Raw genomic sequence first — 9,597 nt, forward strand, 5'->3', positions numbered from 1 at the left:
TCACCACACCCTCAGCGCGAGGGTCCGACGGCGCGCACGCGGGTCGGACGGCAGCGGCTTCGGCTCGAAGGGCTCGACCACCAGCGGGCCGACGCCACGCTTCACACCCGTCGCGATCAGCCGGCGGCCGGGGCGCGGCGACGGGTCCGGCGTCGCAACCAGGGTGGCCGTCACGACGCCACCTCGCGCGGACCCAGAACACGGCGTCCGAGGTCGCGGCGGTCGCGGCGGGCCATGGACTCGCCCGCCGCACGGGCGTCGCGCTCCGTCTCGTCGGCGCCCGCACGGCACCCGGCGCAGCGCGCGAGGTGCGCGGCGGTGGCGGCGGCCACGTACACGTCACCGACAGACAGGGCGGGGGCCGTCGGGCGGACGGACGAAGCAGCGCGATGAGCCGCAGCGTCAGCCAGGGTGAGGGGAGTGGGGGTGGGCTTGGTGAGGGATGCGGTGGACATCAGGCGACCGCCTTCGGGGTGATGGTCGAACCGGCCAGGTATGCGGTCACGGCGGACTCGGGGACCCGCAGACCACGGGGGCGGATCTTGCCGCCGCCCATGCAGTGGGCGGGGAGCCGGCCGGAGGCGATCAGGTTGTAGACGGTCGAACGCGAGACGTCGAGGTGCGTGGCGACCTCGGCGGCGTTCAGGAACTTGATGGGGGCGGTGGCCACGTTCTCCGTGGCCCGCCGGGTCTCGTGGCGCATCGCTGCTCCCGGGTAGAAGGGCATGGTCTAGCCGCCCCACTTAGACGTGTAGGTCGGCGTGTTCCAAGAGTGGCCCCACTTACACGTCTAGGTCAAGCCCCACGGGTTGCAGCCTCCGAGGAAACACAAAAAGCCCCCGCCGATTGGCGGGGGCTTCGATGGAACGGCCGAGGTCAGGCGTCGACGACGTAGTCCAAGATGTAGTTTCCGCCGTCGAGGACCATGTCGTTCACCTCGACGGTGCGGCCTTCAGAATCGAAAGCAGAGCGGAAGACGCACAGGACCGGCGTGCCCGGCTCTAGTCGCAGCAGTGCGGCCTCGGCTCGAAGAGGCATTCGCGTCCGCACCTCCTCCTTGAAGCGCACGGGGCCGTGGCCGATGTCAGCGAGGCGCCCATAGACGCCGCCCGCACCCGTATCCTCTTCGGCCATTGGCGTGCCGCTGGCCAGGTCGCCTGGAATGTACGTGTCGGACATCAGGACCGGCTTGCCAGCAAGGACGTAATGACGTTTACGCAGCACAACAGGGTCTCCGCGCTGGACTCCCAGAGCTTCAGCGACCCGAGGTGACGCCTCGATCTGCGCAACGGACAAGCCGGCAACTGTGGGCTTCGCGTCCTTCACGTCAACCGACCACATGGACGCGCCGCCGCCCCACACCTGCTTCGAGAGCCGCTCGTTCGCCGTCCGCCGAATCGGCTCGAACTCCCGAACCGTGGCGGGGCGGCCCTGAGTGCTGACGGTGAGGCCGAGATCCTTCAGGAGGCGTAGGGCCTTAGTGACGGTCTCCCGTCCGGCTTCGAACTCGTCCATCAGGGCGGATTCGCTGGGGATCTTCTGGCCGGGGCGATAGTCACCCCGCTCGATCTGCGCACGCAGCTCGTCGGCGATCTCTTTGTAGCCGCGCTTGCTCCCGGCCAAGTCTCCTCCTCGCGTCTTTTCGTGACCCACTTGACTTACACGTCTAGGTACCGGACCGTAGTCCAGTAGTTGCACAAGCACCCACGGTGCTGACCTGCATCATGGTGAACGTTTGTCCGCCATGAGGCCATGTCGCCATGCCCGCTCCACCACTGTACGCACAACCTCCACGTGTAACGAGCCTTGGCTCTACACCCAGAGGAAGGGCCCGCATGACTGAAGTCACCTCCGAGCGCACAGCGCTCTACCGGCTCTACGACGCTGACGGGAATTTGTTGTACGTCGGCATCACGAACAACCCGAAGAAGCGGTGGTACGACCACTCCCGCGACAAGTGCTGGTGGCCCGAGGTCAACCGGAAGACCATCGAGTGGTTCGAGACGCGCAAGAGCGCCGAACGCATCGAGAAGCTCGAAGTCAAGGAAGACGGTCCGAAGTACAACCGCGCTTTCAACGGAGACCGGCGCCGGGAGTTGCAGCACGAAGACGCCAAGCGCGAGGGGAGGATCCAGCCGGTCACCCGAGAGACGATCCCCGAGTGGGTCTACCGATCTTGGTTCGGCGAGTACCAGTAGGCCCCACCGACGCGAACGGACCCTCTGCCAGCGCCGGTACCGCTCGCCGGCCGGGTAGCTTCGACCGTCGTTTTCCGGCCGCATCCTGCACCGGGTTTCACTCGGGATTCCTCGGAGCCGCTCGGAATCCCTCGGGTACTGGCGATCGGTCGCCGTATAGCCCCTGGTGGGCCTGTGACCTGCCTGTTTGGGTGCGATGAATTCTGATCCCGGGCAGAATCGTCTGCTGGCTGGCGGATGCCCGGATCGCGTCTACGGCGCCGTTTGGGGTGGCCGGTTCCGGCTAGCGTGATTATCGGAGGCGCCGGGTGTCGCGTCGACCGGAAGACCCTCTTCCTGGTCAGGCGGGCCGCGATCGTGAAGGCTGGGTCGGGTCGGGGGGCGTGGCGTCTTCCGGCCAAAGTGAGAATCGGTGCAAAAAATGCAAATCTCGGTACATCTCATATCAACAATGGGCAACGTGAGACGCGGGAAACGGGAGGTCAGACGGTCGACAGTGACACACATAAAATAACGTGACCTGCGGGTTCGCCATGTTTTATGTGTCGACCGCGACAGGGGTGGGCGGTCCGGTTTCGAATCACCGCTCCGTGGCCCGTTCTAGTGTCTCGATCACCGGTCTCATCCGCCGGCGCATCACCCCTGGGGCTTCATCCGCCCTGGGAACGCGAGTGGCCCCAGCCGTTCATCAGGCGGCTGGGGCCAGCTCAACCAGCGGCATCACCCGCTGGCCATTCACCCACTCCAGTTCAAGGAAGAAGGTTCACCGATGAGCGTAGCTCAAAGCGTTAGCGGGCTATCGGCTTCGTCCGCCTCGGCGTCCCCGTTACGGCCGCCTGCCGCACCCCTCTCCCCCACCGCCGCCAAGTCCCCCTCGGTGTATCCATTCCCGTGTCCGTCGTGGTGCCGGCTGCCGCACGACCTGGAGGCGGCGGCGTTGTTGGGGACGTTGACGCACATGTCGGCGGAGTTCACGGTGCCGAATCCGTCCCCGCTGAACGATGGACCGGCAGTGATGCTGCGCGCCCAGTTGTTCGGTACGGACCGCCCGGAGGGGCCTGGGTCGGCGCGCCTGTATCTGGGCGGGGAGACGGATGTGGAACTGGACGCGGCGGAGACGGAGCTGTTCTTGATCCAGGCGCGCGCGTTCTTCGACATGGTCGAGGTCATGGGACTGCGCCACTTGGGCTAAGTCTTCGCGCATCCGACGGCCGGGCGGTGCCACCGCCCGGCCGTTTCGCGTGGGCGGGCTCGGCGATGAGTGCACTCGGCTGGACCGCCGATCGCCCGACACCCTGGGAAACTATAACCGTCGTCTACCCTTCTGCTACCATAAGGGTAGACGACGGTTAGGGAAAGGAGTACTCTTGAACAAGGAAGTGCGGGACCTCATCAAGAGGGTGGAAGCCCAGGGATTCGAGGTCGCACGCACGACGAAGGGGCACTACATGGTCAGGAAGGGCGGCGAGCGGGTGACCCTCATCTCCGGCACCCCGTCCAACCACCACAGCCTCAAGAACGCCAAGGCCCAGCTCAAGCGGGCTGGATACATCGACTAGGCAACACAACCAGCAGGGTCCGCCGGGTGGCACCCCGGCGGACCCCCAACCCCCAACCCATAGCCCCGGAAGGAGTTGTTCACATAATGCCCCAGGCGTGGAGCATCGAAGTCGAGTTGGGCGTAAACGACGTCAGCGACGACCTCGTCGAGGAGCTGTTCGAGCACCTGATCGACTACAGCCCCGCCGTTGGTACAGCGCCGAACGGACACCTGTCCGCAAGAATCTTCGTCGAAGCCGGCACGGCCCGGCAGGCCATCGACAGTGCACTCAGAGAAGTGACCGCCGCAGCCAAGGAGGCTGGTATCCCGGCAACGGTGGTCGGGGTGGACCTGGTCACCGAGGAAGAGTTGGACCGCAGACTGGCCGAGCCGTCGGTCCCGGACCTCGTCGGGGTTTCAGAGATCGCGGACATGTTCGGTGTGGGAAGACAGAGGGTGACTCAGCTTTCCCAGCGGGAGGACTTTCCGCCCGCTGTTGCCCGCCTCAAAGCCGGGCCGGTCTTCGTGCGCGAGCAGGTGGTCGCGTTCGAGAGGCGCTGGGACCGGCGGGGTGGCAGGCCGGCGAAGCCGGTGGATCTGACTCCCGTGGAGCGCAAACTCCTGGCGGGCCTGTCCGAGCTGCTGGGCCCGGGTGGGGGGCTGGGCGCCATGAGGGCACTGCAGCAGGACCTTGGGCTGATGTTCGTCCAGCCGGCCCTCGGGAGGGCGTGCGCTCACTATCCGGTGGCGGATGTGGTTCTCGGTGAGGCGATCAGAAGCCTGGAACGGAAGCACCTGCTGGCGGTGGAGGAGAAGCCTCCGGGTGACGATGAGGTGGTCGTCGGCCTGGGGCTGACTTCCAAGGGTGAGCGCGTAGCGGCCACCCAGCTGTAGAACTGATCTTTCCCTGACCTTCGTCTACGGGCCCCCGGGTTGCTTCCTGGGGGCCTTCGACGTTCGCCAATTCGCCGCGCTGTAGCTCCACGAGGCCGAAATCCCCCGGGCGGAAGCGTGACGGGAGTCCCCAGCCGTGAGACTCCCGTCACTGCCCGTGCTCAGTCAGAAAGGATCCACACGGACATGACTCATGGTTGCAAAAGACCAGCCGCCTTGTGGCGGCGTAGGCGTCCCGGCGAACCCATCACCCATACGGCGGACCTCTTGCCGTCGTGCGCTGGCCGCTCCCTACCGGCCGCGGTCGCCACGAGCGGCGGGCACTCCTGCTGACCGCCGAACCAATTGGTGCGGTTGTCTCCCCACCCCTTCTGGCAACTCGGTGAGGGAGGGTCCGTCTGCCGGTCGTCGTGCCCCTCCTCTCCCTGAGCCGAATGCAACAGTCGGATCGGGTGCATTGCCTTCGCGGGAAGGTGGCCTCGGCGGGGATGCTGCGCTGCGCAGGTCGACTGGGAACGGACACCCGCAGTGTGATTGCCGTACTACGAGCGAGTCCCGGCTGGTACTGCCGGGGCTGCGGTGACGGGTGGTTTGTGTTGCCGCTCACAGACTGGTGGGTTTCGGTGTGGCGGCTGACAGGGGGCGGCAGTGTGCTGTTCCTCGTCGAGGTACTGGGGGTGCCGTGAACTGTCCGAGCGAGAAGTGCGGGTCATCGAATGTGCAGAGCCTGCCGCATTACTGGAAGTCACTTCCGTCGGATTCACCGTTGAAGCGGGCATATGCCCAGCCGGATGAGGTGGATGCGAAGTTGGCGGGTGCGATTGTCGCCGGGGTGGTGGGGTTGGCGATGGTGGGTTCGGGGTTTTGGTTGGGGTTGTTGTTGTTGGCGGGTGCTGTGTTGTGGGGTGTGGCCGGGCATCGGGCGGCCGGGGACGCCGAGGTGGCGAGGGCGTCGTGGGCCGGTTCGTTGATCTGCCTGGCGTGCACGGGCCGGTTCAGGGCGTAGGCGGCGCTGTGAACTGTCCGACGTGTGGGGCTGGGGCGATCGAGGGTTCTGGTGGGTCGTGGACTTGCTCGAACCAGTGCGGCTGGTCGTCGGGGGTTGCCGCTGTCCCTCCGGCGGTACCCTCAGCTCATGAGCCTGGAAGCCCCCCAGCAGCCTGACGGCCCGTCGCTGGACGCCTTGGAGATCACCGAGGCTGAGTGCCGTCAGTGCGGGACGCTGATCGCCGGGCTGGACGGGCGGTACGCGTGTCCGCTGTGCGGCTGGGTGAATCACTGGTCGGAGGGGCACGGTGATCTTCCAACCGGTGCCGAGGATCCGGATGCGGAGAACCGCCTCGCCTGACGCCGAACGCAAAGGCCCCCACCGTGGTGGGGGCCTTCGTGCTGGTCCGCGCCTACCCGTTGGCGGGGCCCGGGGCGGTGAGGTTCAGGGCGGTCTCAGCTTTGGCGCCGGCGGCCATCATCTGGGCGGCGTACTCCGGGTTGCTGGCCGCCAGCAGCCCGGCGGAGAAGCTGAGCAGGGGGAGGACCTCGGTGAGGGCGGCTCGCAGGAGGGTGATGCGCTGATCGCGGGGGTCAGGCGGGGGTGTGGTGGTCATGGCCGGACGGTAGCTGCGGGACGGTCGTGCGGGGGCGGAATGCCGGACTCCCCCTCGCGCGGGTGATCAGGCTCCGATGCGCACCTGTTCGAGCCACTGGTTGAACGCGCGCTGGTACGCGCGCGCCGCACAGATGGACGGCGCAGCACCCCCGTTGGGTACGGGCTCGGGCCCGCCTCCCGGCCGCCACACTTCTCCGCAGGGCGGGTATGCCGGTGCGGTGTCCGTGAGCCCGTCCCAGTCGGCGACCGTGAGACCCGCCGCAGCGAGCTCCGGGTCGTGCGTGGGGTCGACGAGCACCCACGCCCCGTCGAGCCGGATCTCGCACGCGGTGTGCACATCCTCGCGCGACGGCAGCAGCTGCACCTCGGCGGGCTGGTCGCCGAGGTGGTAGAGCCAGCGGACGCGGCGGGCCTGGTGGCCGAGCCGGGTGAACTCCCGAAGCAGGTAAGCGGACTTCGCGAGGCAGTCGCCGCGGCCGACGGCGAGCAGGGTGTCGGCGGTGTGGGCGCCGTCCGTCGCGTACGGGATGTTGCGCACCGTGTGGAAGAGGCGGAGCCGCTGGTCGATCAGAACAGGCCCTCTCCTCCGTACTGGTAGGGCTCGTCAATCCACACACCCCGCAGCACCTGCCCCGGGGTGAAGTCCTTGGTGCTGGTGCTGAGCAGGACTTCGGCCCGCGCGACCACTGCGGTTGCCAGGTGCACCGCGTCCCAGTTCCGGATCCGGGGCGTGTCCGCGATGATCTCCCGCGCCGTGAGGCCAACCCGTCGGCTTACATCGACCAGGGTGACGTACGGCTCGGTGAGCAGTGTCCGGATTCGGGCTTCGGCCTGCGGGTTCGGCTGGGCGCGGGAGCCGCCTCGCGCTTCCGCTAAAAGCAGGGTGCTGGCGAAGAGCTGGAGCTTCTTGGCGCGGGCCGCCTCGACCCAGGAGTCAACGACGTGGCTCTTGCCTGTCGCCCAGTCGATGTAGCAGCACGCGTCGAGATAGGCGGACTTCGGTTCGTTACGCCTCACCGCGGATCACCGCCAGGTGCTCGCGGGCACTGAGGCCGCCGGTCATGTCGGGCCAGAACCCGCCCTTCAGTTCTTCGGCCGTGAGCGACGGCTCGGTCGGCAGGATCTCCAGGTCGTCCACGATGATCCTCATAACCTGGCCGCGCGCGTTCTCGATGATGTTCCCGGTGACTTCGACCCGGTCCTCGCCCCAAGCGCCACGCAGGTCCTCGCGCAGGGATTCCGGGCACACCAGGGGGATGCGTTCGTTCCCGACTTCGGACTTGAGGACGCCCTTGATGGTGCCCTTGTCGGTGTCGAAGAGGCTGTTCAGGTGGCCCCGCCGTGACCCGAAAGAGGTGTAACGCTCGACTACGGCGGCGCGAAGGTTTTGGTGCGCCCGCTGCGTGACGTCGACGCGCAGGGGGGTGGCGCCGTACAGCAGCAATTCCATGCCAACGTCGGGGGAGGCGCCTAGGCGGCGTACGGCGTCGGCGCCCAGCCGGGCGGCCCGAGGGGTCCACCGGGGTGGGAGTTCGGCGGTCTTCTCGGCGGCCTCGAATCCGCCGACCATCTGTTCCAGGACGCGTTCGAGGGTGGTGTAGCTCGACTCGGGGGCAAGTTCGAGCGGTTCCAGGGTGGCGTTCACGCTGCCGAGGCGGAGTTCCTGGAATGTCCAGCGGCTGACCTTCGACTTCGAGTTCTTCTGGCCTTCGGTCCGTTCCAGTTCGGCGATGACCTTGAGGAGCTTCGACAGCGTCTCCAGGGAGGCGTCCGCGTCCATGCCGGCCTGGGGCCCGCGGAGGGAGATGCCTACCTTCGTGGCCATGGTCGAGGCTCCCGATTCTGGATGCGTCCCGGCGTGCGCCAGTAAGGCGCCATCCATGGAATCCTCCCCCGAGGTCGGCGCGTGGTCACTTCGGGGATGGACGGTAGCAATGATCGGGGGTGCCGTCTGCGGGTTTGGCAACGTTGGCCCGGTGCCGGTCACTCGTCTGATTGGGGTGGGCCTCATGTCTGCGGGTGGGCCCGGTCGGGAATCGGTGCCCTCTACACTCGAACGCATGTCCGAATCCACTCCGGAGGAGCGTCTGGCCGCGCTGCGCTTCCTGCTGCGCGTCCAGGAGCAGGATCTTGCGCGCACTCGGGCATGGATCCGGGCCGAGGAGCAGCGGGCCGCCGAGTACGCCCGTCGTCGCCGGACTGGGCGATTGAGTACGGGCCCAGCGGGCGCACACAGCCGCTCGCGGTGCACACCGCCGAATGCTGGCAAACAAATTTCCGCATGCGACCGCTCAGCCGAGAGCAGGCCCTGGAGGCGATCACCCAGCTCGGGGTGGAGCCGTGCATCATGTGCCGGCCCGAGCGCGTACTCGGGATACTCGACTGACGCACGGATGCCCGCCCCGGAAAGTGGCCGGGGCGGGCGCACAGTGGGCACCAGGTCGCGACCCCAGCGCAGTTGACGGCTCGATCGGACAGCACCCCCGGGGCGCTGCGCCGTCCCGCTCAGCATGGCAGAAACGGCGCTCGTTCACGCATGGGTCATGCGGCCAGTCCGGTCTCCGACCAGGTCCGTCCGCATGCGGTGCAGCGGGCGACGGGTGCGGCGCCGGACCCGCCGTGGATGCTGATGGTCCCAGCGCAGTCCGGGCAGGGGATACGGAGGCTCTCCTGCCGGGCGGCGAGGTCGAGGGCGCGCTCCACCCGACCGAGGGCCAACCTCGCGGCGGTGGCGATGTGCTCCTCCTGCGCGGGGGTGAGCGGCCGGAACGGGCCCGGCGCGCTGGTGACCCTGCCCAACAGCCAGAGCGCGGCGTACCGGCCGTCCGGTCTGCGCCCGGTCCAGGACCACCTGCGCGGGTCGGCGGCATCATCCTGCGCAGCCTGGACGCGGCGGGCGTGATCCGCCCACGCGACCCGGTCCGCCCGCGTCTTGGCGTAAGCAGCACGCCGGGGGGCCGGCATGGGCATCGGCGGGCGCTGGACGTGCTCCGCTGTGGCGTCGGCGGTGGCGAGGAGCAACTGCTCGACGGTGCGCATCGTGTCGTAGATGCCGAGGACGAGGGGTGCGGGGGTGATGGCGAGCGGGGTGGGCAGTCCCTCGTGGGCGCGGGCGGTTGCGTCTCGGTGGCGGCGGGCTTCGTCCTCGTCGGTCTCCTCGCGTTCGACGGCGGCGAGGTGGGCGCGGAGCCCGGACGGCGGCCAGGCGCTGACGTTCGACGCGGCGAGGGCGTCGGCGAGGTCGGGCCAGTGGCTGATGATCAGCCGGAGGTGTGTGGCGGTCGTGGCGGTGGTGGTGGTCATCGCGGTGCTCCTGGTGCTCAAGCGGTACGGTTTCCATCACCTGGGGGCGCGCCGGT

Annotated in this window: 16 protein-coding genes; 6 read left to right on the plus strand and 10 right to left on the minus strand. The window is 68.0% G+C overall.

Going from position 1 to position 9,597, the window contains the following annotated elements:
• The 4 genes from OG875_RS05010 to OG875_RS05025 all read right to left on the minus strand — a co-directional run bounded on the left by OG875_RS05010 (position 1) and on the right by OG875_RS05025 (position 1,623).
• Positions 1 to 174 carry a hypothetical protein gene (locus OG875_RS05010; RefSeq protein WP_330173007.1) on the minus strand — a complete coding sequence of 58 codons (174 nt, stop codon included), beginning with the start codon at positions 172 to 174 and terminating at the stop codon, positions 1 to 3.
• Complete coding sequence (locus OG875_RS05015; protein WP_330173008.1) at positions 171 to 455, minus strand: hypothetical protein; 285 nt, start codon at positions 453 to 455, stop codon at positions 171 to 173. Before OG875_RS05015 ends, OG875_RS05010 begins: the two co-directional genes overlap by 4 nt.
• Complete coding sequence (locus OG875_RS05020; RefSeq protein ID WP_330173009.1) at positions 455 to 703, minus strand: helix-turn-helix transcriptional regulator; 249 nt, start codon at positions 701 to 703, stop codon at positions 455 to 457. Before OG875_RS05020 ends, OG875_RS05015 begins: the two co-directional genes overlap by 1 nt.
• 173 nt (positions 704 to 876) lie before the next feature.
• Positions 877 to 1,623, minus strand: coding sequence for a GntR family transcriptional regulator (locus OG875_RS05025; RefSeq protein ID WP_330173010.1), 747 nt, complete (start codon positions 1,621 to 1,623; stop codon positions 877 to 879).
• Positions 1,624 to 1,835: 212 nt separating this feature from the next.
• Between OG875_RS05025 and OG875_RS05030 the strand changes: the two genes are divergently transcribed.
• From OG875_RS05030 to OG875_RS05045, 4 genes are all read left to right on the plus strand, one after another.
• The gene (locus OG875_RS05030) at positions 1,836 to 2,198 is read left to right on the plus strand and encodes a GIY-YIG nuclease family protein (RefSeq protein WP_330173011.1); all 363 of its coding nucleotides are present in this window, start codon (positions 1,836 to 1,838) and stop codon (positions 2,196 to 2,198) included.
• 769 nt (positions 2,199 to 2,967) lie between these two features.
• A complete protein-coding gene (locus OG875_RS30965; protein ID WP_443079067.1) occupies positions 2,968 to 3,390 on the plus strand; it encodes a DUF6907 domain-containing protein in 423 nt (140 codons plus the stop codon).
• A 175-nt stretch (positions 3,391 to 3,565) separates the two neighbouring features.
• Complete coding sequence (locus OG875_RS05040) at positions 3,566 to 3,757, plus strand: hypothetical protein (RefSeq protein ID WP_330173013.1); 192 nt, start codon at positions 3,566 to 3,568, stop codon at positions 3,755 to 3,757.
• An 86-nt stretch (positions 3,758 to 3,843) separates the two neighbouring features.
• Complete coding sequence (locus tag OG875_RS05045; RefSeq protein WP_330173014.1) at positions 3,844 to 4,632, plus strand: hypothetical protein; 789 nt, start codon at positions 3,844 to 3,846, stop codon at positions 4,630 to 4,632.
• Between the two features lie 735 nt (positions 4,633 to 5,367).
• Here OG875_RS05045 and OG875_RS05050 read toward each other — a convergent pair.
• Positions 5,368 to 5,619 (minus strand): hypothetical protein, encoded by a 252-nt coding sequence (locus OG875_RS05050; protein ID WP_330173015.1) that lies wholly within the window; start codon positions 5,617 to 5,619, stop codon positions 5,368 to 5,370.
• A 148-nt stretch (positions 5,620 to 5,767) separates the two neighbouring features.
• On the opposite strand from OG875_RS05050, the gene OG875_RS05055 reads away from it, so the two are divergent.
• Entirely contained in the window at positions 5,768 to 5,980 is a 213-nt protein-coding gene (locus OG875_RS05055; RefSeq protein ID WP_330173016.1) for a hypothetical protein, read from the plus strand.
• A 52-nt stretch (positions 5,981 to 6,032) separates the two neighbouring features.
• On the opposite strand, the gene OG875_RS05060 is transcribed toward OG875_RS05055, so the two are convergent.
• The 4 genes from OG875_RS05060 to OG875_RS05075 form a co-directional block, all read right to left on the minus strand.
• Positions 6,033 to 6,236 (minus strand): hypothetical protein, encoded by a 204-nt coding sequence (locus OG875_RS05060; protein WP_330173017.1) that lies wholly within the window; start codon positions 6,234 to 6,236, stop codon positions 6,033 to 6,035.
• Between the two features lie 66 nt (positions 6,237 to 6,302).
• Positions 6,303 to 6,776 carry a hypothetical protein gene (locus OG875_RS05065; protein ID WP_330173018.1) on the minus strand — a complete coding sequence of 158 codons (474 nt, stop codon included), beginning with the start codon at positions 6,774 to 6,776 and terminating at the stop codon, positions 6,303 to 6,305.
• A 29-nt stretch (positions 6,777 to 6,805) separates the two neighbouring features.
• The gene (locus OG875_RS05070) at positions 6,806 to 7,255 is read right to left on the minus strand and encodes a type II toxin-antitoxin system VapC family toxin (protein WP_330173019.1); all 450 of its coding nucleotides are present in this window, start codon (positions 7,253 to 7,255) and stop codon (positions 6,806 to 6,808) included.
• Positions 7,245 to 8,063 carry a hypothetical protein gene (locus tag OG875_RS05075; protein WP_330173020.1) on the minus strand — a complete coding sequence of 273 codons (819 nt, stop codon included), beginning with the start codon at positions 8,061 to 8,063 and terminating at the stop codon, positions 7,245 to 7,247. The genes OG875_RS05070 and OG875_RS05075 overlap by 11 nt, the downstream gene beginning before the upstream one ends.
• A 321-nt stretch (positions 8,064 to 8,384) precedes the next feature.
• On the opposite strand from OG875_RS05075, the gene OG875_RS05080 reads away from it, so the two are divergent.
• Positions 8,385 to 8,624 carry a DUF6233 domain-containing protein gene (locus OG875_RS05080; protein ID WP_330173021.1) on the plus strand — a complete coding sequence of 80 codons (240 nt, stop codon included), beginning with the start codon at positions 8,385 to 8,387 and terminating at the stop codon, positions 8,622 to 8,624.
• Between the two features lie 155 nt (positions 8,625 to 8,779).
• Here OG875_RS05080 and OG875_RS05085 read toward each other — a convergent pair whose 3' ends face one another.
• Positions 8,780 to 9,541 (minus strand): hypothetical protein, encoded by a 762-nt coding sequence (locus OG875_RS05085; RefSeq protein WP_330173022.1) that lies wholly within the window; start codon positions 9,539 to 9,541, stop codon positions 8,780 to 8,782.
• Positions 9,542 to 9,597: the final 56 nt, after the last annotated feature.

Origin of the sequence: Streptomyces sp. NBC_01498, from assembly GCF_036327775.1 — a bacterium.
GTDB lineage: Bacteria > Actinomycetota > Actinomycetes > Streptomycetales > Streptomycetaceae > Streptomyces.

Bases quoted from the DNA above. Each gene is read 5' to 3' on its own strand.
- OG875_RS05055 (WP_330173016.1), top strand. From the start codon at position 5,768: ATGAGCCTGGAAGCCCCCCAGCAGCCTGACGGCCCGTCGCTGGACGCC.
- OG875_RS05045 (WP_330173014.1), top strand. From the start codon at position 3,844: ATGCCCCAGGCGTGGAGCATCGAAGTCGAGTTGGGCGTAAACGACGTC.
- OG875_RS05015 (WP_330173008.1), bottom strand. From the start codon at position 455: ATGTCCACCGCATCCCTCACCAAGCCCACCCCCACTCCCCTCACCCTG.
- OG875_RS30965 (WP_443079067.1), top strand. From the start codon at position 2,968: ATGAGCGTAGCTCAAAGCGTTAGCGGGCTATCGGCTTCGTCCGCCTCG.
- OG875_RS05020 (WP_330173009.1), bottom strand. From the start codon at position 703: ATGCGCCACGAGACCCGGCGGGCCACGGAGAACGTGGCCACCGCCCCC.
- OG875_RS05085 (WP_330173022.1), bottom strand. From the start codon at position 9,541: ATGACCACCACCACCGCCACGACCGCCACACACCTCCGGCTGATCATC.
- OG875_RS05030 (WP_330173011.1), top strand. From the start codon at position 1,836: ATGACTGAAGTCACCTCCGAGCGCACAGCGCTCTACCGGCTCTACGAC.
- OG875_RS05060 (WP_330173017.1), bottom strand. From the start codon at position 6,236: ATGACCACCACACCCCCGCCTGACCCCCGCGATCAGCGCATCACCCTC.
- OG875_RS05080 (WP_330173021.1), top strand. From the start codon at position 8,385: ATGGATCCGGGCCGAGGAGCAGCGGGCCGCCGAGTACGCCCGTCGTCG.
- OG875_RS05075 (WP_330173020.1), bottom strand. From the start codon at position 8,063: ATGGCCACGAAGGTAGGCATCTCCCTCCGCGGGCCCCAGGCCGGCATG.